This window comes from Diaphorobacter sp. LI3, assembly GCF_022807955.1.
In the GTDB taxonomy this organism is placed as follows: Bacteria; Pseudomonadota; Gammaproteobacteria; order Burkholderiales; family Burkholderiaceae_C; genus Diaphorobacter; species Diaphorobacter nitroreducens.
The window spans coordinates 2172884-2193624 of the sequence record NZ_CP094346.1 but is presented as its reverse complement, the minus strand read 5'-3'; the positions used below and the strand labels follow the sequence as shown (position 1 = coordinate 2193624).

At 65.0% G+C, this 20741-nt stretch carries 19 protein-coding genes; 12 read left to right on the top strand and 7 right to left on the bottom strand.

What is annotated here, in order from left to right; translation table 11 throughout:
* Positions 1–235 precede the first annotated feature (235 nt).
* Positions 236–1243: a D-2-hydroxyacid dehydrogenase family protein gene (locus MRB47_RS10155; protein ID WP_252100613.1), complete on the top strand. Its 1008-nt coding sequence runs from the start codon at positions 236–238 to the stop codon at positions 1241–1243.
* A 566-nt stretch (positions 1244–1809) separates the two neighbouring features.
* Here the strand turns inward: MRB47_RS10155 and MRB47_RS10150 are convergent.
* From MRB47_RS10150 to MRB47_RS10130, 5 genes are all read right to left on the bottom strand, one after another.
* Positions 1810–3717, bottom strand: a complete 1908-nt coding sequence (locus MRB47_RS10150; RefSeq protein ID WP_252100595.1) for a hypothetical protein — start codon at positions 3715–3717, stop codon at positions 1810–1812.
* 140 nt (positions 3718–3857) lie between these two features.
* Positions 3858–4991, bottom strand: a complete 1134-nt coding sequence (locus MRB47_RS10145; protein WP_135147924.1) for a branched-chain amino acid ABC transporter substrate-binding protein — start codon at positions 4989–4991, stop codon at positions 3858–3860.
* Between the two features lie 139 nt (positions 4992–5130).
* Positions 5131–5559 (bottom strand): hypothetical protein, encoded by a 429-nt coding sequence (locus tag MRB47_RS10140; protein ID WP_135148542.1) that lies wholly within the window; start codon positions 5557–5559, stop codon positions 5131–5133.
* Entirely contained in the window at positions 5556–5996 is a 441-nt protein-coding gene (locus MRB47_RS10135; RefSeq protein WP_196995311.1) for a DNA polymerase III subunit chi, read from the bottom strand. Before MRB47_RS10135 ends, MRB47_RS10140 begins: the two co-directional genes overlap by 4 nt.
* Positions 5997–6021: 25 nt before the next feature.
* A complete protein-coding gene (locus MRB47_RS10130) occupies positions 6022–7512 on the bottom strand; it encodes a leucyl aminopeptidase (RefSeq protein ID WP_252100612.1) in 1491 nt (496 codons plus the stop codon).
* A gap of 23 nt (positions 7513–7535) precedes the next feature.
* Here MRB47_RS10130 and lptF point away from each other — a divergent pair, with 23 nt between their 5' ends.
* The 5 genes from lptF to MRB47_RS10105 all read left to right on the top strand — a co-directional run bounded on the left by lptF (position 7536) and on the right by MRB47_RS10105 (position 12445).
* The gene (lptF, locus tag MRB47_RS10125) at positions 7536–8627 is read left to right on the top strand and encodes an LPS export ABC transporter permease LptF (protein ID WP_252100611.1); all 1092 of its coding nucleotides are present in this window, start codon (positions 7536–7538) and stop codon (positions 8625–8627) included.
* A complete protein-coding gene (gene lptG / locus MRB47_RS10120) occupies positions 8624–9733 on the top strand; it encodes an LPS export ABC transporter permease LptG (protein ID WP_015913265.1) in 1110 nt (369 codons plus the stop codon). The genes lptF and lptG overlap by 4 nt, the downstream gene beginning before the upstream one ends.
* A 19-nt stretch (positions 9734–9752) precedes the next feature.
* Positions 9753–10136 (top strand): sirohydrochlorin chelatase, encoded by a 384-nt coding sequence (locus MRB47_RS10115; protein WP_252100610.1) that lies wholly within the window; start codon positions 9753–9755, stop codon positions 10134–10136.
* 75 nt (positions 10137–10211) lie between these two features.
* Entirely contained in the window at positions 10212–11153 is a 942-nt protein-coding gene (locus MRB47_RS10110) for a CysB family HTH-type transcriptional regulator (protein WP_252100609.1), read from the top strand.
* A gap of 140 nt (positions 11154–11293) precedes the next feature.
* The gene (locus MRB47_RS10105; protein ID WP_252100608.1) at positions 11294–12445 is read left to right on the top strand and encodes a pyridoxal phosphate-dependent aminotransferase; all 1152 of its coding nucleotides are present in this window, start codon (positions 11294–11296) and stop codon (positions 12443–12445) included.
* A 405-nt stretch (positions 12446–12850) separates the two neighbouring features.
* Here the strand turns inward: MRB47_RS10105 and rng are convergent, their stop codons facing one another.
* Together rng and cobA are read right to left on the bottom strand one after the other, a co-directional pair.
* Positions 12851–14338: a ribonuclease G gene (rng, locus tag MRB47_RS10100; RefSeq protein WP_172206944.1), complete on the bottom strand. Its 1488-nt coding sequence runs from the start codon at positions 14336–14338 to the stop codon at positions 12851–12853.
* Positions 14339–14414: 76 nt separating this feature from the next.
* Positions 14415–15239: a uroporphyrinogen-III C-methyltransferase gene (gene cobA / locus MRB47_RS10095; RefSeq protein WP_088888522.1), complete on the bottom strand. Its 825-nt coding sequence runs from the start codon at positions 15237–15239 to the stop codon at positions 14415–14417.
* Between the two features lie 210 nt (positions 15240–15449).
* Here cobA and MRB47_RS10090 point away from each other — a divergent pair, with 210 nt between their 5' ends.
* Genes MRB47_RS10090 through MRB47_RS10065 form a run of 6 tightly spaced genes read left to right on the top strand, consistent with a single transcriptional unit; the run spans position 15450 to position 20740 of the window.
* Complete coding sequence (locus MRB47_RS10090) at positions 15450–17174, top strand: nitrite reductase (RefSeq protein WP_252100607.1); 1725 nt, start codon at positions 15450–15452, stop codon at positions 17172–17174.
* A gap of 19 nt (positions 17175–17193) precedes the next feature.
* Positions 17194–17538: a c-type cytochrome gene (locus tag MRB47_RS10085; protein WP_220637470.1), complete on the top strand. Its 345-nt coding sequence runs from the start codon at positions 17194–17196 to the stop codon at positions 17536–17538.
* On the top strand, positions 17535–18749 hold the full coding sequence (locus MRB47_RS10080; protein WP_011805161.1) for a cytochrome D1 domain-containing protein: 1215 nt from the start codon (positions 17535–17537) through the stop codon (positions 18747–18749). The genes MRB47_RS10085 and MRB47_RS10080 overlap by 4 nt, the downstream gene beginning before the upstream one ends.
* A 3-nt stretch (positions 18750–18752) precedes the next feature.
* Positions 18753–19799: an Lrp/AsnC family transcriptional regulator gene (locus MRB47_RS10075; RefSeq protein WP_252100606.1), complete on the top strand. Its 1047-nt coding sequence runs from the start codon at positions 18753–18755 to the stop codon at positions 19797–19799.
* Positions 19786–20268, top strand: coding sequence for an Lrp/AsnC family transcriptional regulator (locus tag MRB47_RS10070; RefSeq protein WP_015913256.1), 483 nt, complete (start codon positions 19786–19788; stop codon positions 20266–20268). The genes MRB47_RS10075 and MRB47_RS10070 overlap by 14 nt, the downstream gene beginning before the upstream one ends.
* Positions 20258–20740 carry an AsnC family transcriptional regulator gene (locus MRB47_RS10065; protein ID WP_252100605.1) on the top strand — a complete coding sequence of 161 codons (483 nt, stop codon included), beginning with the start codon at positions 20258–20260 and terminating at the stop codon, positions 20738–20740. Before MRB47_RS10070 ends, MRB47_RS10065 begins: the two co-directional genes overlap by 11 nt.
* Position 20741 lies beyond the last annotated feature (1 nt).

The window sequence follows — 20741 nt, the reverse complement described above, 5'->3', positions numbered from 1 at the left end:
TGGTGGAATGCACGGCCATTTGTAACTGCACAAATGGGAAAAAGGCGCAGATACTCTCTGAAAATGTAAGCAATAGCGTATTCGCCACGGTAATGCGCCTGGTGCCCATCGGTGGAACTACGCTGCACAGGTTTTCTTATCAGCGACAATGATCCATTGAGACCGGCAATGCGCTCCTTTGGAACCATTGCAGAGAAACAAAGCTGCGCCACTGTGTGCGCAGTAAGTGGACAAGATGAACATCGTAATACTCGACGATTACCAGGACGCCGTGCGCAAGCTGCATTGCGCGGCACGGTTGGACCCCTACTCCGCAAAGGTCTACACGAACACCGTCAAGGGGTTGGGGCAGCTATCGGTGCGCTTGCGGGACGCAGATGTCATCGTGCTGATCCGCGATCGCACGCAGATCACGCGGCAGTTGGTGGAGAAGCTGCCGCGGCTCAAGCTCATCGCGCAGACGGGGCGGGTAGGCTCGCACATCGACCTCGCCGCCTGCACCGAGCACGGCATCGCCGTGGCCGAGGGCGTGAGCTCGCCCGTGGCGCCCGCGGAGCTGACCTGGGCGCTCATCATGGCCGCCATGCGCCGCCTGCCCCAGTACATCGCCAACCTCAAGCATGGCGCCTGGCAGCAATCGGGACTGCGCACCGCCTCGATGCCGCCCAACTTCGGGCTGGGCTGCATACTGCGCGGTAAGACCCTGGGCATCTGGGGCTATGGCCGCATCGGGCAGATCGTCGCCGGATACGGCCGCGCGTTCGGCATGAACGTCCGCGTTTGGGGCCGGGAGGCGTCGCGTGCACAGGCGCTCAGCGACGGGCTGCAGGTGGCCGCGACGCGGGCGGAGTTCTTTTCGCAATGCGACGTGGTGTCGCTGCACATCCGGCTCACGGACGAGACGCGCGGCCTCGTGACGCTCGACGACCTGTCGTGTATGAAGCCGACGGCGCTGCTCGTGAACACCTCGCGCGCGGAGCTCATAGAACCCGACGCGCTGATCGCCGGGCTCAACCGCGGGCGCCCCGGCATGGCCGCCGTGGATGTCTTCGAGAGCGAGCCCATCCTGCAAGGGCACGCCCTCCTGCGGCTGGAGAACTGCATCTGCACCCCCCATATCGGCTATGTGGAGCAGGACAGCTACGAGCTTTATTTCGGTTCCGCCTTCGACAATGTCGTGAATTACATTAAGGGAACGCCCACCAACATCGTCAATCCGGGAGCCCTGCAGGTACGCCGCTGAAAGCGTGCGTGCAGGCATGCAAAAGGGGCTTCATCGAAGCTAGCCGTTCCGTTAAGGTGTTGCTAAGCCCTTGATTCAAGCCCCTCTGCTTCGGCACGAGGGGCTTCGTTTCTTTGGTCGCTATAAGGGACATGCTGAATTTCAAGCCCCTTTCCCTAGGCGTCGCGCTCGTGTGTGCCGCCAGCTTCCTCACTGCCTGCAACGACGAGCCCGCTCCGGACTTCAGGGGCAGCACTCCCGTGGCATACGGCAATCGGACTGTCTCTCTGAGCGTTGAGGCTTGGCGAGACAATGGCAGCCAGCCTTGTCGTGTCCTTATCAGAGGCGCTGAAGTAACAAATTGGGTCAAACCAACCGGTATTCTGCCGCGGATGACCCTAGCCCCGGCAGTAGTGCTGGCCTGCACAGGGCGGAGCCCGTACCTTTCCTCGGTGAGCGGCGAGGGTGAAGGGGGTGTAGCCGAATGGGAAGAGTCCTCGGGGCCTGAATCGGGAGCCCCCCTCTCTGTCTACCAAGTGCGAGTGAGCTCCCTGACTGCGGACCAAGCTCACCTCGAACTACGGGTCCTACGCGGCAAGTGACTCGCTTGCGTGAGCCACGGGGCCGGAGGGCTTGAGCGACCGAGCGGCAGGCGCGCGGCGTCTTTCGGGCGGTTCGGGAGTGAAATAGATGATGTCTTCGGGCGCTATGGGTCCGCGCGCCAGCCCCAGCCGCATTGCCGGCGTTTTCCCGTCCCGGCCAACCTCGCAGTAGTTGAAGTACGTCCGGAAGATGCCGAGCACCTTCACCAGGACTTCGGGGTTGTAGGCGCTCTTCCCGAACCAGAGACGTCGGTCGGTGTTGGCGCTGGCCACCGCGCGTTCTGCCAGCGTGAGGCCTCGCCGGACCTGCATAAAGAAGCGGTCGACAGCGGTAAGGGTGGCTTTCAGGTGCAGTAGCGCCTGGTGGCTAAGCTGGAGCCGACGCTTGTCCGGTTCGGTTTCGACCGGGTCGATATCGGTCAGCCAGCAAACGGATTTCTCAGGCTCACGCATCTCCGATATGGGATGGCGGAACCAGCGGTCCCCCCACTTGCCGATGGCAACCATGCGCGCCAGTTCTTCCTCGGCAGCCAGAAGTTCTGCAGCCTCAGGGGTTACCCCGTATTTCTCCGCTAAGCGCGCCAGACGCCGCTTGGTTGCACCAACCAGCGCGCGCTTCATGTCCACTGACATATCTTTGAGCACCTTGACATAGAAAGCGTCAGCCGTCCGGTCCAGAACCCTTTTCGGCACGGCCGTCAGAATGGCCGCACGTATGCCCGACTCCTGGTCTGTGAAGAAGCGAATCTTCTTGGCACGGCAGAGCAGTCGAGTGACAAGCTGGATGTGGGCGTACATCACCACTTGCTCATGCAGCAGCATGCCCTTTACGGGGGCACGGGATGAGTTCGCGGGGCCTTCACCATCTTCTATATCGGGGCGACCTAAGGCTGCGTCGTACGTCTCTTCGATGACCGATTCCATAGGCTTTCGGGAGGTACCTCCGCGAGGCGCCGCCCTCTCAGCCGCAGCATTCCAATCAGCCGGTAGCCAGACTCTCGCGTAGCGGCGAAACGCTCTGGCAAGTGCATGGTCGCCAAAGCGAACCATGTCCTTCTCTACGTCAGCAGAGTCCAGCGCAGGGTCAAAGTTGACGTTGACCCCGAACACATAGCCCGTAGCCTGGTCGGCCGTTGCAATGGACAGCAAAAGTGTGTTCTTTCGCACCTTCTTAGAGTGCCAGTTCACCACCAGCTTTTGCCGGTCAACCGACAGATATCTTGAGCCTAGGTCGTCGCGTCCCATGAGGGTTCGCTCACGCTCGCCGGCGAACATCTGGGCCTGCTCATAGAGGAAGTCGATGCGGTCGTATAGCTGGCTGGGGGAGATATCGAGGACCTTGATGATGCGCCGCAGCGGCATGGCGTTCATCAGATGCACCAAGATATCGCGATTGGAGTGACTGCGACGTTGGCGCTTGGTTGACCGGCCGCCGAAGGAGAACGCCTTCTTGCAGCCGACACACTTGAACCGGGGAGTTCCGTGGGCGTTGGTGCCGAAGCGAGTCACATTCTCAAGGGATGGCGCCCCCTCCGATAGAGAGCAGGCCTCGTTCGGACACTGCGGGAGTACTGGTTCAAGGTACTCCGACATGCGCATAAGCTCCTCGGCAATCGCCAAGTTGCTCTGCATAGGGGTGATTTCCTCGCACAGGCGGCACTTCAGTGCCGGCTGGTCCTTACCGGTAGCGACCACGGTGTAGTCGCCTGGGCCAACGGAAGAAGCTGGAGTACCGGCCCCGCCTCGGGCAACCGCAAGCTTGGGCGGTACGCCGAAGTTACCGCACTTGGGGTTCTTGCAGTGATTGACTTGAATACCCGCCGCGGCCGGCGGAAATCTAGGCGGCCACTTAGTCGGCTTTACTGAAGTTGGATGAGATTTTTCCTTGGACAAAGAAACGCCCTAGTCGTTGACTAGGGCGGAATTTTGAGCCATTACAGCTTTCTTAGCAACACTTTAACAGAACGGCTAGTTCATCGAAGCCCCTTTTGCATCCAGGCAGCACCGCATGTGCCGCCTGGCGGATACGCCGGTCAGTTCAGCGGCGCCTTCTTGCCATCCTTGTACACGTACAGCGTGATGGCGGGGTTCACGAGCTCGCCATTCGGCTCGAACTTGATATTGGCCGTCACGCCCTTGTAGTTGGACTTGAGCAGTTCGGGGATGTACACCTTCGGGTCCCACGAGCCAGCGCGCTTCATGGCATCGACGAGCAGCATGGTGGCGTCGTACTTGTAGGGGCTGTAGAGCACGTACTGGCCGGGGTACTTGGCGTCATAGCGCTTCTTCCACTCCAGGCCGCCAGGCATCTTGGCGAGCGACGCGCCGCCCTCGGCACAGATGACGTTGCCGATCGTCTTGGCGCCCGCCGCGAGTCTGGGCAGCTCGGTGGTGCAGATGCCGTCGCCGCCGAAGTACTTGACGTTGGCCATGCCAAGCTGCTCCATCTGGCGCAGCATGGGACCTGCCTGCGGGTCCATGCCGCCGAAGAAGACGCCGTCGGGGTTCTTGGCCTTGATGGCCGTGAGGATGGCCATGAAGTCTGTGGCCTTGTCCGTGGTGAACTGCTCGTCGACCACCTTGATGCCCTTCTCGGCGGCCGCGCGCTTGAACACGTTGGCGACGCCCTGGCCATAGGCCGTACGGTCGTCGATCACGGCCACGCTCTTGAGCTTGAGCGTTTCCGCCGCATACATCGCAAGGCCCACGCCCAGCGCGTTGTCGTTGGCGATGATGCGGAACGTGGTCTTGTAGCCGGGCTTGGTCAGGCTGGGGTTGGTGGCCGCGCCCGTGACGTGGGGAATACCGCAGTCGTTGTAGACCTTGGAGGCGGGAATGGTGGTGCCGGAATTCAGGTGGCCCACGACGCCTGCGACCTTGGCGTCGCACAGCTTCTGCGCGGCCGCGGTGCCCTGCTTGGGGTCGGACGCATCGTCCTCGTTGACCAGTTCCAGCTTGACTTTCTTGCCGCCGATGACCACGCCCTGGGCGTTCATGTCGTCGATCGCCATGCGCACGCCGTTTTCGATGTCCTTGCCATAGTGCGCCTGCGGACCGGACATCGGGGCGACGTTGCCGATCTTCACCACCGTCACGCCCTGGGCAGCGGCCACACCGGCAACCGCTGCGATCGCAGCAGCCACGGTCATTTTCAACTTCAGTTGCATATGGATCTCCAATTAAGAAAAGCGCTGGAAATATTGTTGTGAACCAACGCGGAGAAACATATCGCAATTTATGTTCCATATCACTAGGGAACACAAGGAGGTTCTGCGAAACGACACAGGGAAATACCCTGACGCAGCATCAATGGCCGCTGCGCTCGCCTGCCAGTTCCTCGGCCACGGCTTCGTAGACGGCCTGCCGCACTACCGATTCCACTTCCTCTCGCAGACGAGGCACCATGGACCGTGTCTGCTCCTGTACCACCACTGCGATCGCCTCGCGCAAACGTTGGTCCAGCACGACGTCCACGCGCTGCATCACGCGATGCACCACGTACTCCTCAAACCCGTAGGGCAGCCCTGCAGGCAGCGGCGCAACCGGCGCGGGAGCTGCGAGGGGCGGTGGTGAATGCGGAGCCGCTGGCAAAGGCACAGAGAGCGACGCAGCGGTGGTCGCAGGCCGTGTCACCGGAGGCGACGGACGCGCCGAGCTCCCTTCGGCTTCGGGCATCTGCACCACGTCGGTGAGCGTGGGCACGAATCTGGGAGGTTTCTTGGTGGGTGTTGTCATCCCGCGCTTTCCTTGAGTACCAGATCGTGGCGAACGATGTCATACCCCAGCGCGGCGTAGCCGCGCCAGCGCTCCCGCGCGCGCTTACGATCATCCTCATCCGCCTGGCTGACCACCTCCACGACCCGAGCGTACTGCGCAAATCCGTCGGGCAAGACATTTCCCAGGTTGACCAGCACGTCCCGATTCGGACTGGTACGAGGGTCTTGCACCAACACGGTGGGAGAGGCACGCAGAATTTCCTCGTCGGCGTCTCCCAGGCAATGGCCGACGAAATCCGAAGGCGCCAACGCCCAGAGCTGGCGATCCAGCCGCAGCAAGGTGTCTGCATCACCCGTGACCGTCACCCGCGCATCCTGCCGGGTGGCTTTTCGCACCAGGCGACAGACATACGCCAGTTTGTCGGGTGCATTGAAGTGGAATGCCACCTGTGTCATGCGGGCACCTTCAACGACATGGCCCTCAAGCCACCGACTTGCGACTGCGCGTCTTTTGCTTGGGTTTCACGGTACTCACTGTCGCCCGCTCCAGCAGATAGTGCACCAGCAGTCCCACAGGCCGGCCGGTGGCGCCCTTGGCGGCACCGCCCTTCCAAGCCGTTCCAGCGATGTCCAGGTGTGCCCACGGCGTGTCCCCGACGAAGCGCTGCAGGAACTTCGCGGCGGTGATCGAACCACCTGCCCGGCCTGCCACATTGGCCATGTCGGCAAAATTGCTCTTGAGCCCTTCTGCGTACTCGTCATCCAAGGGCATACGCCAGCAGGGGTCAAGCGCGGCATCGCCTGCCGATAGGAGTTGTGCCGCCAACAGGTCATCGGAGGCAAACAGTCCGCTGCGCAAGCCACCAAGCGCCACCACACAAGCGCCTGTCAATGTGGCAATGTCCACCACGGCGGCTGGCTTGAAGCGTGCCGCGTAGGTCAGCGCGTCGCACAGGACCAAACGCCCTTCTGCGTCTGTGTTGAGGATTTCGATGGTCTGGCCGCTCATGCTCGTCACGACATCGCCGGGCTTGACCGCTTTGCCATCGGGCATGTTTTCGCACGCGGGAATGAGCCCCACCACGTTGATCGCCGGCCGGAGTTCCGCCAGCGCCCGGAACACGCCCAGGACGCTCGCCGCCCCGCCCATGTCGAACTTCATCTCGTCCATCTCCGCCGCGGGCTTCAGCGAGATCCCCCCGGTGTCGAACGTGATGCCCTTGCCCACCAGCACCACGGGAGCCTGCGTGCGGGCCGCGCCGTTGTAGCGCAATTCCACCAGGCGAAGCGGCTGGTCTGACCCTTGAGCCACCGCCAGAAACGCCCCCATGCCCAGCTTGGCCACCTCGGCAGGGCCCAGCACCTGGCACTGGACGCCGGGGTATTTCGCAAGGGTCTTGGCGGCATTGGCCACCAGCGTGGGGGTCGCATGGTTGGCAGGGCGGTTGGCCCATTCGCGCGCAAACTCTACACCGGCCGCCACGGCCGTGGCCGTGGCGAATTCCGGCTGCGCCGCACCCGCATCGGGCACGCCCAGGGTGACACGCAGCAAGGCACGCGGCTCAGCCTTGGTCTTGGTGGCCGTGTAGACATAGCTCCCATCGGCCACCGCACGCACCGCAGCGCCGATGGCGCCCCGCTGGGCCGAGGTTCCAAACACCAGTGCCACGCGCTTGACCGACGGCAACTTGAACGAGGGGGCTAAGGCTTGCATGGCCTGGCGCACCGCATGTGCATCGGCCGCACCGCACCCCAGCAGCACAACCCGACGCGCCGCAACACCGGCGGGGGCGTAGCACTGCAGGAGCTTGCCCGGCTTCACCTCCAGATCGCCTTGCTTGAGCGCATGCGCAACCATGGTCGACAGAACGTCGCTGCCCGGCAGGAAGCCTTCAGGCACCAGCACCACCAGCAGGTCGCATTTGTGCGCAGCAGCGGCAGCCAGCGAAAGCGTCTTCAGTTCGAAGTTCATAATCAGCGTTTTCCTTCGAGCCAATGTTATTCGATTCATCCATTCGCAAGGAGCTGGCCCGCACCTTCGGCGCGACCCTGGTGGTTCTGGTCACCGTCGTGATGACCATGATGCTGATCCGTACGCTGGGCCAGGCATCCCGGGGCAGCGTGAACCCTTCCGACGTGATGCTGGTCATGGGTTTCACGGTGCTGGGACAACTGCCCACCATCCTCAGCCTGAGCCTGTTCGTCACCGTGGTGGGGGCGCTGTCGCGCATGTACCGCGACAGTGAGATGGTCATCTGGTTTTCGGCAGGGCGCGGACTGATGAGCCTGCTGGCACCGCTGTTCCGGTTTTCCTGGCCCGTCATGCTGACCATCGCCGCGCTGTCGCTCGTGGTCTGGCCCTGGGCCAACCGGCAGATCCAGGAGCTCAAGACGCAATACGAGCAGCGCAGCGACGTGGACCGTATCGCGCCCGGGGAATTCCAAGAATCCTCCAATGGCTCACGCGTGTTCTTCATTGACAAGGACGCACCGGATGCCAACTCGGCCAGCAACGTTTTCATTGCCACCAACGAACCCAACCGCGAAACCGTCACCTCCGCGCAAAGCGCCCGCCTGGAGATCCGCAACGGCGAACGCATGGCGCTGCTGAGCAACGGGCAGCGGCTGGAGACGCTGCGGGACAAGCCGGGCCTGCGCGTCAGTGAATTTGCCGAGTACGGCACGCTTGTGGGTGGCGGATCGCAGAACGACCCCGAGGCGGCCTCCATCAAGACCCGCGACACCTGGGAGCTGGTCATCGACCCGCAGCCGCGCCACCAGGCGGAACTGGGCTGGCGCATCGGCATGGCGCTGGCCGCGTTGAACTTCGTCGTCCTGGGCCTGGCGGTGGCCGTCGTCAACCCGCGGGCGGGGCGCAGCACCAGCCTGGTGTTCGCACTGTTCGCCTTTGTCGTGTACTACAACCTCATGACCGTTGGACAGACATGGATCGGCGTGGGCCGGCTGGGCTTGCTACCGTTCATGCTGATGCTGCACGGCGGTACCCTGGCCCTGGGCCTGCTGCTGCTGGCCGCGCGCCACAACCACTGGTCGCTGCGCAGCCTGCTGGGCAGGAGAACGGTATGAAAACCATCCGCCGCTTCATCTACCGCGAAGTCGTCGTGGGCGTGGCCTTCGTCACCCTCGCCTTCCTCGCGCTGTTCTTCTTCTTCGACATGGTGGACGAGCTACGCTGGGTGGGCCGCGCGGGCGCCAATGGCTACCAGCTCTCGCACGCGCTGCTGTTCGTGGCGCTGAGCTTGCCGCAGCACCTCTACGAACTGCTGCCCATCACCGTGCTGATTGGCACCATCTTCGTGATGGCACGGCTGGCGCAGAGTTCGGAGTTCACCATCATGCGCACCAGTGGGCTGGGTCCCTGGCGGGCGCTGAGCACGCTGCTGATGCTCGGCTGCGCGTTCGTCATGGTCACAGTCATTGTCGGGGACTACATTGCCCCGGCGAGCGAAAAAGCGGCCTCTCTCGTGAAAGCCCGCCGGCTGGGCCAGATCAGCACTGGCGCCACGGGCGCATGGCTGAAGGAGCGCCAGGGCGACCATTCGATCGCTGTGAATGTGCGCGCCGTGGACCCCAATGGCGCCATGCGCGGCGTGCGGGTGTTCGAGTTCGATGCGCGCGGACGCGTCGCCGCTACCATCCAGGCGGAACAGGCCACCTTCGACGACGCCCGCGATGCGTGGAATCTGCAGCAGGTCGAGCGCACCCTTTTTGAGGCCGAGGCCGATGGCGGCATGCGCGTGTCGCGCCTGCAAGAGCCCACGTTGCGTTGGCCCACACGCATCAGCCCCGACATGGTGGCCGCGTCGCTGCTCAAGCCGGACAAGATGGCGACGATCGAACTGTTCCGCTTCGTACGCCACCTGGAGGCCAACGGCCAGTCGGCACAGCGCTACGAGATCGAGTTCTGGCGCAAGGTCTTCTACCCCTTGAGCTGCCTGGTGATGGTGGTGCTCTCCCTGCCCTTCGCCTACCTGCATTTCCGCTCGGGGGGCATTGCGGGCTATGTGTTCGGCGGGGTGATGGCGGGCATCAGCTTCTTCCTGCTGAACAATGTGTTCGGCTTCGCGGGCAATCTGCAGAACTGGTCGCCCTGGCTGACCGCGGCCGCGCCGGGCCTGATCTATTCCGTGCTTTCGCTGGCAGCGTTTGGATGGCTGGTATTGAGACGCTAGACCCCTTAGCAGTAGACCCATGACGAACCCCAGTACCAACGGCATCGTGCTGTTCGCACACGGCTCCCGCGACCCCCTGTGGCGCCTGCCCATGGAGGCGGTGCTCGCGCGCATGCGCGCCGAGCAACCCGCGCTGGAAGTGCGCTGCGCCTACCTGGAGCTGTGCGCGCCCGACCTGCCTTCAACGGTTGCCGCAATGGCGGCGCAGGGCATCACCCAGGTGGGCATCGTGCCCATGTTTCTCGGCACCGGGCGGCATGCGCGCGAAGATCTCCCCCGCATGGTCGAGGATCTGTCCCAGGCGTTTCCACAGATGCGCCTGCACCTCAGCCCTCCCATCGGCGAGGACGAACGCATGACGGCCCTGATGGCGCGCATTGCCGCCGAAGCATTGGTGCCTTAACGATATCTGCGCCTTTCACGCCCGCCGTTTAGATTGATGCAGCATAATGATGCGACTTCTTAGCCGCATTTCAATATGAATCTGCACCAGTTTCGCTTCGTTCAAGAGGCGGCGCGCCGCAACCTCAACCTCACCGAGGCCGCCAAGGCACTGCACACATCGCAGCCGGGGGTATCCAAGGCGATCATCGAGCTGGAGGACGAGTTGGGCGTGGACATCTTCGCGCGCCACGGCAAGCGGCTCAAGCGCGTGACCGAGCCCGGTCAGCACGTGCTCAAGAGCATCGAACTCATCATGCGCGAGGTGGGCAACCTCAAACGCATCGGCGAGCAGTACAGCGCCCAGGACAGCGGCACCCTCGCCATTGCCACCACCCACACCCAGGCGCGTTATGTGCTGCCCGTACCGGTGGCCAAGCTGCGCGAGGCGTATCCCAAGGTCAACATCAGCCTGCACCAGGCCACGCCGCACGAGGTGGCGCGCATGGTGATCGACGAAGTGGCCGAGATCGGCATGGCCACGGAGTCGCTGGCGGAGTATCCCGACCTCGTCACCCTGCCCTGCTACGAGTGGCAGCACGTCCTGGTGCTGCCACCCAGCCATCCGCTGGCGCAAAAGGAGCGCGTGGGGCTGGAGGACATCGCGCACGAGTCGCTCATCACCTACCACCCCTCATTCACCGGGCGCGGCAAGATCGACCAGGCCTTCGCCACCCGCAAGCTGCAGCCGCGCATCGTGCTGGAGGCCATCGACTCCGACGTGATCAAAACCTACGTGCGCCTGGGGCTGGGCATCGGCATCGTGGCGGAGATGGCCATGCGCGACGACCCACTGGGCGACCTCGTCGTGCGCCCCGTCGGCCATCTGTTCGGTCAGAGCGTGGCGCGCGTGGCTTTCAAGCGCGGTGCTTACCTGCGCAACTTCGTCTACAGGTTCGCCGAGCTGCTGAGCGACCGACTGAGCCGCGACCTGATTGCCCGCGCCATGACCGGGCACGTCAACGACTATGAGTTGTGATGCGCCCTGAGCCGCTTTAAGGCTTCCCGCATGGGGACGACGCCAGCGGCCTGGGCAAGCCCGCCCCAAGACCCGTGTTCGCAAGGCATGCGGCCGTCGGAACGCCACGCGTTGCGCCAGTTTTGAATGAGTGACACCCAATGACCACGCCCCACTTTCCCAGCCGCCTGCCCAACGTGGGCACCACCATCTTCACCGTGATGTCCGCGCTGGCGGCCGAACACCAGGCCGTGAACCTCGGCCAGGGCTTCCCTGACTTCCACTGCGACCCGCAGCTGGTCGACGCCGTCACGCGCGCCATGCAGGCCGGCCACAACCAGTACCCGCCCATGGCCGGCGTGCCCGCGCTGCGGCAGGCCGTTGCTTCAAAAATTGAAGCACTCCACGCTCGCCAGTATTGCCCCAACGCCGAAATCACCATCACAGCCGGGGCGACCCAAGCCATTCTCACCGCCATCCTCGCCTGCGTGCAGCCAGGCGACGAGGTGATCGTGCTGGAGCCCTGCTACGACAGTTACGTGCCCAACATCGCACTGGCCGGCGGCGTCGTGGTCCGGGTGCCGCTCACGCCGGGCAGCTTCCGCCCTGACTTTGCCAAGATCGCGGCGGCCATCACGCCGCGCACGCGTCTGTTGATCATCAACACGCCGCACAACCCCAGCGCCACCGTGTGGACGGCCGACGACATGCGCACGCTGGAGGAACTGCTGGCCCCCACGGACGTGCTCCTGATCAGCGACGAGGTGTACGAGCACATGGTCTTCGACGGCGCCGAGCACCAGAGCGCCGCGCGCTTCGCGGGCCTCGCGGAACGCGCCTTCATCGTCTCCAGCTTCGGCAAAACCTTCCACGTCACGGGTTGGAAGGTGGGCACGGTGGCCGCCCCCGCCGCCATGACGGCGGAGTTCCGCAAGGTGCACCAGTTCAATGTGTTCACCGTAAACACACCCATGCAGTACGGCCTCGCGGACTATCTGCAGAACCCCGCGCCTTACCTGCAGCTGCCGGCCTTCTACCAGGCCAAGCGCGACCTGTTCCGCCGGGGGCTGGAGGGCTCGCGACTCAAGCTGCTGCCCAGCACCGGCAGCTACTTCCAGTGCGTGGACATCTCGGCCGTGAGCGACCTGAACGAAGCGGACTTCTGCCAATGGCTCACGCGCGAGATCGGCGTGGCCGCCATTCCCCTGTCGGCCTTCTATGGCGACGGCTTCGACCAGCGCGTCGTGCGTTTTTGCTTCGCCAAGAAGGACGAAACGCTGCGTGCGGCCATCGAACGCCTGCGCACGCTTTAAGCCAAAACAGGCCCCCGCGCTTATCCAGCAAGCGCTAGCAGCTCATCATTCAATAGCACCCAGGAGCGTTGCCTCCTGGCGCACGCAATCGACGGCGAGCGACGTAGCGCATGGCGCGGGCCAGCACCTGTGACACCCCGTGTGGCACACAGGTGCCGCGGAAAGTCGCGCCACTGCGCCGCGCAGCCGAGCAAGCCGTGGAGCAGTACGGCGGATGCCACCATTGCCCGCCCGCCACAGCCGGGAGACCTGAGGCGCACGAGAGGGGCCCGCATTCACCTCGACCTTTCCGCCGTCGACCGGCACGGGCGATAGCCGCGGCGCACCCTGGCTCACGACGTTGGTATGTTTTTGATAGCTGCCAGCGCCCGTCCCACAAGCGCTAGAGGCCAATTTGACCTCAACTCACAACAGCACGATGTCGTACTGCGCCTGGCCCATGGCGCTTTCGGCCTGCAGGGAGATCGGCTTGCCAATGAAGTCCGACAGGCCCGCCAGGTGCTGGCTCTCCTCGTCCAGGAACAGCTCCACCACGCGCGGGGACGCCACCACGCGGAACTCGCGTGGATTGAACTGGCGCGCCTCGCGCAGCACCTCGCGCAGGATGTCGTAACACACACTGCGCGCGGTCTTCACCTGGCCCGCGCCCTGGCACGTGGGGCACGGCTCGCACAGCATGTGCGCCAGCGATTCGCGCGTGCGCTTGCGCGTCATCTCCACCAGGCCCAGTTGCGAAAAACCGCCCACCATGGTCTTGACCCGGTCGCGCGCGAGCTGCTTGCGGAACTCCGCCAACACTGCGGCCTGGTGGTCCTCGCGCAGCATGTCGATGAAGTCGGCAATGACGATGCCGCCCAGGTTGCGCAGGCGCAACTGCCGCGCGATGGCGCCCGCGGCCTCCAGGTTGGTCTTGAAGATGGTGTCGTCGAAGTTGCGCGCGCCCACGTAGCCGCCGGTGTTCACGTCGATGGTGGTCAGCGCTTCGGTCTGGTCCACGATGAGGTAGCCGCCCGACTTGAGCTGCACGCGCCGGCCCAGCGCCAGGGCGATCTCCTCGTCGATGGAATACAGATCGAAGATGGGGCGCTCGCCCTTGTACAGCTGCAGCTTGGCGGCGGCCGCAGGCATGAATTCATTGCCGAACGCCTTCAGCGCCACGAACTGCTCGCGCGAATCAATGCGGATGCTCTGCGTTTGCTCGCCCGCCAGGTCCCGCAGCACACGCTGCAGCAGGCTCAGGTCCTGGTACAGCAGTGAGGTGGGCGGATGCGTCAGCGCTGCCTGCCGGATGCCTGCCCAGGTCTTGCGCAGGTAGGCGATGTCTTCGGCCAGCTCTTCGTCGCTGGCGTCCTCACCATTGGTGCGCAAAATGAAGCCGCCGCCGCTGCCCGATGCCTGGTCATCCACCAGCTTCTGCAACCGCGTGCGCAAGGCGTCGCGCTCGGCCTGGGGAATCTTCTGCGACACGCCCACATGGTCGTCCTGCGGCAGGAAGACCAGCAGCCGCCCGGCGATGCTGATCTGCGTGGACAGGCGTGCGCCCTTGCTGCCGATGGGGTCCTTGATGACCTGCACCATGAGCGCCTGGCCCTCGAAGACCTGCTTCTCGATGGGCACGGGCGGTTCGTTCTTGCGCGCGAACATCGGCGCTTCGCCGCCTTCCTGGCGGTGCCACACGTCCGCCACGTGCAGAAAGGCCGCACGCTCCAGCCCAATGTCGATGAAGGCCGATTGCATGCCCGGCAGCACGCGCGAGACTTTGCCCAGGTACACGTTGCCGACCAGGCCCCGCTCCAGCGTGCGCTCCACGTGCAGTTCCTGCACGGCGCCGTTTTCGACCACGGCCACGCGCGTTTCCTGCGGCGACCAGTTGATGAGGATGTCTTGTTGCATGGGCTTTTGCCAGATGAGGCGCCCATGATGCCTCAGAACCAGCGCTACCCGCCACCCTACCGGCGGCCGGCGCCCGTCACACCATCGTCGCCAGCATGCCCTGCATGAGTTGCGGCTGCAGCGCCACCACGTCGCCCACGATGATGAGCGCCGGCGGACGCACGCGGTGCTGCTGCGCCAGCGCGGGCAGGTCCTGCAGCGTGCCGGTGATGCAGCGCTGCCCGGGCAGCGAGGCTTGCTCCACCAGCGCTGCGGGCGTGCTGTCCGGCAGGCCGTGGCGCACCAGTTCGCGGCAGATGATCGGCAGCGTGCCCATTCCCATGTAGATCACCACGGTCTGGCGCGGGCGCGCCAGCGCCTCCCAGTCCAGCGCCACTTCGTTGTCGCCGCGCAGGTGGCCGGTGGCAAACACCAGGGTCGCGGAATGGTCACGGTGCGTGAGCGGGATGCCGGCGCAGGCGCCCGCACCCTGCGCGGCCGTGATGCCCGGCACCACGTCGAACGCGATACCGGCCTCGGCCAGCGCCTGCACCTCTTCGCCGCCACGGCCGAAGATGAAGCCATCGCCGCCTTTCAGACGCACCAGGCTGCGCCCGCTGCGCGCCAGGCGCACCATGAGGTCGATGATCGATTCCTGCGGCAGCGTGTGGTGCGAGGACTGCTTGCCCACATAGATCAGGTCGGCATCGTCAGCCACATAGCGCAGCACCTCCTTGCCGACCAGGTGGTCGTAGAGCACCAGGCGCGCGCCGCGCAGGGCCTTGACGGCGCGCAGCGTGAGCAACTCAGGGTCGCCCGGGCCTGCGCCCACCAGCGTCACGTGTCCAGGCTTCGGGGGCTGTCCGGACTCTCCTGCTGCGGGTGCCACGGTGAACCAGCGCGCATCTTCAATGAAGCTCATATGGGCCTCTCCTTTGCGGATCATGGGGTGGCTCCATTGTTCAAAGGCTGCACCGTTTGCGTCCTTGAACCAGTTCAAGGACAGCGGCAACACCCGCTGCGACGATGCTCCCACTCGCATGAAGAGGGGATGGACAGCGACCTCGCGAGAGTGGCCGTGGCAGCCGCCAGGGCCCACCCAAGCGCTGATCCGTGACGCAGAGGACCCACAATGACAGCAAAGAGGATCGCCAGGCTGGTCGCATTAGCGGCCGCCACCCTGGTGTCTGCCACCGCTATGGCCCAGCACGAAAAGGACGTCTCCAAGCCCGAGCTGAACTACCAGGCCGGCTCTTCGCCACTGGCGGACGTGCCCATGTACCAGAGCACGAACCCCAAGGCACCCAAGATGACGCAGGCCGAGTTCGACCGCGCACGCCAGATTTACTTCGAGCGTTGCGCGGGCTGCCACGGCGTGCTGCGCAAGGGCGCCACGGGCAAGCCGCTCACACCGGACGTGACCCTGCCCAAGGGCACGGACTACCTCAAGGTCTTCATCGCCTACGGCTCGCCTGCCGGCATGCCCAACTGGCAGACGTCCGGCGAATTCGACGAGGCGACCGTGGACCTGATGGCCCGCTACATCCAGCAGGACCCTCCCACACCGCCCGAGTGGAGCCTGGCCGACGCCAAGAACACCTGGAAGGTCATCGTGCCGCCAGACCAGCGTCCCAAGAAGAAGATGAACAAGTACAACTTGGACAACATCTTCTCCACCACGCTGCGCGACACGGGCGAAGTGGCGCTGATCGACGGCGACACCAAGCAGATCATCAACATCGTCAAGACCGGCTACGCGGTGCACATCTCGCGCATGTCGGCTTCGGGGCGTTATCTGTTCGTGATCGGCCGCGATGCCAAGATCAACATGATCGACCTGTGGATGGAAAAGCCCGACAACGTGGCTGAAATCCGCGTGGGCCTGGAAGCACGCTCGGTGGACACCTCCAAGTTCAAGGGCTATGAGGACAAGCTGGCGATCGCCGGTGCATACTGGCCTCCCCAGTACACCATCATGGACGGCAACACCCTGGAGCCCCTGAAGATCGTGTCCACCCGCGGCATGGTCGTCGGGACGCAGGAATACCATCCCGAGCCGCGCGTGGCTTCCATCGTGGCATCGCACTACAAGCCCGAGTTCCTGGTGAACGTGAAGGAAACCGGCAAGACGATGATGGTGGACTACTCCAACCTGAATGCGCTGAAGACCACCGAGATCGGCTCGGCTCCCTTCCTGCATGACGGTGGCTGGGATGCATCCAAGCGCTACTTCATGGTGGCTGCCAACAACAGCAACAAGATTGCTGCGATCGACGCCAAGGACGGCAAGCTGGCCGGTCTGACCGAAGTGGGCAAGATCCCCCACCCCGGCCGCGGCGCCAACTTCACGCACCCCAAGTACGGTCCGGTGTGGGCCACGGGTCACCTGGGCGACGAGACCATCTCGCTGATCGGCACCGACCCGCAGAAGAACAAGCAATACGCCTTCAAGGAAGTGGCCAAGCTCAAGGGCCCGGGCGGCGGAGCGCTGTTCATCAAGACCCATCCCAAGTCCAAGCACCTGTGGTCCGACGCACCGCTGAATCCTGATCCCAAGGTTTCGCAAGCCGTGGTGGTGTTCGACATCAACAACCTGGACAAGGGCTACGTCACGCTGCCGATCGCCGAATGGGCAGGTCTGCCCGATGACGGCGGCGCCAAGCGCGTGACCCAGCCTGAGTACAACAAGGCAGGTGACGAAGTGTGGTTCGCCGTGTGGTCGGCCAAGGACAAGCAAAGTGCGCTGGTCGTCGTGGACGACAAGACGCTCAAGCTGAAGTCCGTGATCAAGGACCCGCGCCTGATCACGCCGACCGGCCACTTCAACGTGTACAACACCCAGCACGACGTCTATTGACGCACTTCGAAGGCCAGCCATGTCACGCACCGCGTTCCTGTCCCTGGCCCTGGCATTGGCCGCTTCGGCGGCCGGCGCACAGGGCACGCCCGACCCTGACCGAGCCGCCCAGCTCGTGCGCATGGTGCGGCAGGACTGCGGTTCGTGCCATGGCATGCGCCTGACGGGCGGCCTGGGTCCCGCGCTCACCCGCGAGGCCCTGGCCGGCAAGCCGCCCGAGTATTTGGCTGCCGTCATCACCCACGGCATCCCCGGAACACCCATGCCGCCCTGGAGCGCCATGCTGCAGGGAAGCGAGGCCCTGTGGGTCGCCGAACAGCTGGCCAATGGGTTCCCCGAAGAAAACAGGAGGTCCGCCCCATGAAACGGCGTGCCCTGCTCTCCCTTACCGCCAGTGCACCCCTGATTGCCACGGGCTGTGCGGCTCCCTCTTCCACCACCTCCACCTCCGCCGCTCCTGCAGCCACGCTGCAGGGCACGGGCGATCTGGGCGTGGTCATCGAGCGCGCCAAGGGCGCACTCACCCTGATCAACACCAGCCGGCGCGAAGCCGTGGGCCGGGTTACCGGCCTGGGCGACCTGTCGCACGCCTCGGTGGTGTTCTCGCGTGACGAGCGCTTTGCCTACGTCTTCGGCCGCGACGGCGGCCTGACCCAGGTAGACCTGCTCACCCAGCGCATCACGGGCCGTGTAATGCAGGCCGGCAACTCCATCGGTGGCGCCATCAGCGCCGACGGCAGCCTGGTCGTGGCGCAGAACTACACGCCCGGCGGCGTCAAGGTCTTCGACGCCGCCACCCTTGAGTTGCTGGCCGACCTTCCCGCCCACACGGCCAGCGGCGAACGCTCGCGCGTCGTCGGCCTGGCCGACCTGCCGCAGCGCCGGTTCATCTACAGCCTGTTCGACGCGAACGCCATCTGCATCGCCGACTGCTCCAACCCCCGAAAGCCGCAGGTCACCACCATCCCCAACATCGGCCGCCAGCCCTACGACGCACTGGTCTCGCCCAACGGACGCCACTACATCGCCGGCCTGTTCGGTGAAGACGGCCTGGCCATGGTGGACCTCTGGGACAACCCGCCGCGCGTGCGCCGCATCCTCGCAGGCTACGGCCGCGGCCAGCAACCGCTGCCGGTGTACAAAATGCCCCATCTGCGCGGCTGGGCCATCGCGGGAGGCCATGCTTATCTGCCGGCCATTGGCCGCCATGAGGTGCTGGTGGTCGACACCGCCACCTGGGCCGAGGTCGGCCGCATTCCGGTCGCGGGCCAGCCGGTGTTCGTGATGGCGCGACCCGACGGACGTCAGGTGTGGGTCAACTTCTCTGTGCCAGACTACAACCGCGTGCAGGTCATCGACACTCCGAGCCAGCGCGTGGTGCAGACGCTGGAGCCCGGCAAGGCCGTGCTGCACATGGAATTCACGCCGCGCGGCGAATCGGTCTGGATCAGCTGCCGTGACGACAACCGCGTTCAGGTCTACGACACGCACACCTTGCAGTCCCAAGCCAGGCTGGACGTGGACGCCCCCAGCGGCATCTTCTTCACTGCCCGCGCACAGCGCATGGGGTTCTAAGCCATGCCGAGCAGCCAGAACGCAACCCACCTCGCGCTGCTCAACCACTGGCAGCGCGGCTTTCCCTTGTGCGCCGAACCCTTCGCGGCCATCGGCCACAGCCTGGGGATGGATGCCGAGGCGGTGCTCAGCGGCTACGCACGGTTGTGGCAGGCGGGCGCGCTCAGCCGCATCGGCGCGGTGTTCGCGCCGGGCGCGGGGGGCGCCTCCCTGCTGGCGGCCATGGCCGTGCCGCCCGAGCGGCTCGACGACGTGGCCGCCACGGTGTCGGCCCACCCGGGCGTCAACCACAACTACGAGCGCGAGCACACCACCAACCTCTGGTTCGTGGCCACCGGCCATGACGCGGACCAGGTAGAGCGCCTGCTCCAGTCCATCGAGCACACCACCGGCCTGCCCGTGCAGCGCCTGCCCATGCTGCGCCCCTACCGCATCGACACCGCCTTCGACCTGGAGAGGACGTCCGCATGCGTGGGGGACGGCGTCGGCACCACGGGCCCCACGGGCCGCGCACGCACCCCCCTGGCACCCGAAGACTGGCCCCTGGCCGCGCTGGCCGAGCAGGGCCTGCCGCTGACCGAGCGGCCCTATGACGTATGGGCCGACCAGCTTCACAGCAGCACGCCCGCCGTGCTGGCCACCATTGCCCGCTGGCAGGACGAAGGGCTGCTCAGCCGCTTCGGCGTGGTGGTGCGTCACCATGAACTGGGCTACACAGCGAATGCCATGGCCGTGTTCGACGTGCCGGACGACCACGTGGACACCCACGGCATGGCCCTGGCCCATGCGCACGGCGTAACGCTGGCGTACCGCCGTGCGCGCACGTCAGACTGGCGCTACAACCTGTACTGCATGGTGCATGGGCGCGACCGCGCAGCGGTGCATACCCAGCTGGCGCAGGCCGTGGCCCAGGCGGGCCTGGCCACTTGCCCCAGCGCCGTGCTGTTTTCGTTACGGCGCTTCAAACAGACGGGTGCGCGGCGGTTTGCCCACCATGCGCCCCATGCCATTCCCGAACCCATGCAGGAGGCCGTCGATGCTCTCCCCTGAAGACGCTCGGCTGATCGACCACCTGCACGGCGGCTTTCCGCTGGTGGACCACCCTTTCGCCGCCGTCGCCGCCGACATCGGCTGGACCGAAGAGCAGGTCATCGAACGCCTGCACCGCCTGCTCGCCCAGGGTGTGCTCACGCGCTTCGGCCCGCTGTTCCAGATCGAACGCGCAGGCGGCCAATTCGTCCTCGCGGCCATGGCTGTGCCCGAGGATCGTTTTGACGCCGTGTGCGCTGCCGTCAATGCCTTCACCGAGGTGGCGCACAACTACCGCCGCGAGCATGCGCTGAACATGTGGTTCGTGGTGGCGGCCGAGTCCCCCGCGCTGGCGCGCGAGACCCTGGCACGCATCGAGGCCGCGACTGGCCTGCCGGTCTACGCCTTTCCCAAGGAAGAAGAATATTTCGTGGAGTTGCGCCTGCCGCCCCTGCCGGCGCAGTCCACCGGAGAACACCATGGCGCTTGATGCCTTCGACCGTGCGCTGATCGCCGCCACGCAGGGCGGGCTGCCGCTGGTGGCGCGCCCCTACGAAGCCGTGGGCGCCATGCTGGGCGTGCCCGGCGAGCAGGTGCGCGAGCGCCTGGCCAGGATGATCGACGAGGGCCTGGTGCGCCGCATCGGCGCGGTGCCCAACCATTACCGCCTGGGCTACACGGCCAACGGCATGAGCGTGTGGGACGTGGACGATACCCAGGTCGCCGCGCTGGGCCGCCAAGTCGCCGCGCTGCCGGGCGTGAGCCACTGCTACCGCCGCCCGCGCCACCTGCCCCACTGGCCCTACAACCTGTTTGCCATGCTGCATGGCCCCAGCCGCGCGCATGTCGAGCAACAGGCCGTGCAGATTGCCGGCCTGCTGGGCGATGCCTGCCGCGCCCACGACATCCTGTACTCCACGGCCATCCTCAAGAAGACCGGCCTGCGCCTCAAGGAAGACTGAC

What these genes read in the sequence shown, in the direction of transcription:
- rng (WP_172206944.1), bottom strand. Translation starts at nt 14,338, where the DNA reads ATGCAACAAGACATCCTCATCAACTGGTCGCCGCAGGAAACGCGCGTG.
- MRB47_RS10075 (WP_252100606.1), top strand. Translation starts at nt 18,753, where the DNA reads ATGCCGAGCAGCCAGAACGCAACCCACCTCGCGCTGCTCAACCACTGG.
- MRB47_RS10130 (WP_252100612.1), bottom strand. Translation starts at nt 7,512, where the DNA reads ATGAACTTCGAACTGAAGACGCTTTCGCTGGCTGCCGCTGCTGCGCAC.
- MRB47_RS10135 (WP_196995311.1), bottom strand. Translation starts at nt 5,996, where the DNA reads ATGACACAGGTGGCATTCCACTTCAATGCACCCGACAAACTGGCGTAT.
- MRB47_RS10110 (WP_252100609.1), top strand. Translation starts at nt 10,212, where the DNA reads ATGAATCTGCACCAGTTTCGCTTCGTTCAAGAGGCGGCGCGCCGCAAC.
- MRB47_RS10155 (WP_252100613.1), top strand. Translation starts at nt 236, where the DNA reads ATGAACATCGTAATACTCGACGATTACCAGGACGCCGTGCGCAAGCTG.
- MRB47_RS10080 (WP_011805161.1), top strand. Translation starts at nt 17,535, where the DNA reads ATGAAACGGCGTGCCCTGCTCTCCCTTACCGCCAGTGCACCCCTGATT.
- lptG (WP_015913265.1), top strand. Translation starts at nt 8,624, where the DNA reads ATGAAAACCATCCGCCGCTTCATCTACCGCGAAGTCGTCGTGGGCGTG.
- lptF (WP_252100611.1), top strand. Translation starts at nt 7,536, where the DNA reads ATGTTATTCGATTCATCCATTCGCAAGGAGCTGGCCCGCACCTTCGGC.
- MRB47_RS10065 (WP_252100605.1), top strand. Translation starts at nt 20,258, where the DNA reads ATGGCGCTTGATGCCTTCGACCGTGCGCTGATCGCCGCCACGCAGGGC.
- MRB47_RS10145 (WP_135147924.1), bottom strand. Translation starts at nt 4,991, where the DNA reads ATGCAACTGAAGTTGAAAATGACCGTGGCTGCTGCGATCGCAGCGGTT.
- MRB47_RS10140 (WP_135148542.1), bottom strand. Translation starts at nt 5,559, where the DNA reads ATGACAACACCCACCAAGAAACCTCCCAGATTCGTGCCCACGCTCACC.
- cobA (WP_088888522.1), bottom strand. Translation starts at nt 15,239, where the DNA reads ATGAGCTTCATTGAAGATGCGCGCTGGTTCACCGTGGCACCCGCAGCA.
- MRB47_RS10105 (WP_252100608.1), top strand. Translation starts at nt 11,294, where the DNA reads ATGACCACGCCCCACTTTCCCAGCCGCCTGCCCAACGTGGGCACCACC.
- MRB47_RS10085 (WP_220637470.1), top strand. Translation starts at nt 17,194, where the DNA reads ATGTCACGCACCGCGTTCCTGTCCCTGGCCCTGGCATTGGCCGCTTCG.
- MRB47_RS10070 (WP_015913256.1), top strand. Translation starts at nt 19,786, where the DNA reads ATGCTCTCCCCTGAAGACGCTCGGCTGATCGACCACCTGCACGGCGGC.
- MRB47_RS10115 (WP_252100610.1), top strand. Translation starts at nt 9,753, where the DNA reads ATGACGAACCCCAGTACCAACGGCATCGTGCTGTTCGCACACGGCTCC.
- MRB47_RS10090 (WP_252100607.1), top strand. Translation starts at nt 15,450, where the DNA reads ATGACAGCAAAGAGGATCGCCAGGCTGGTCGCATTAGCGGCCGCCACC.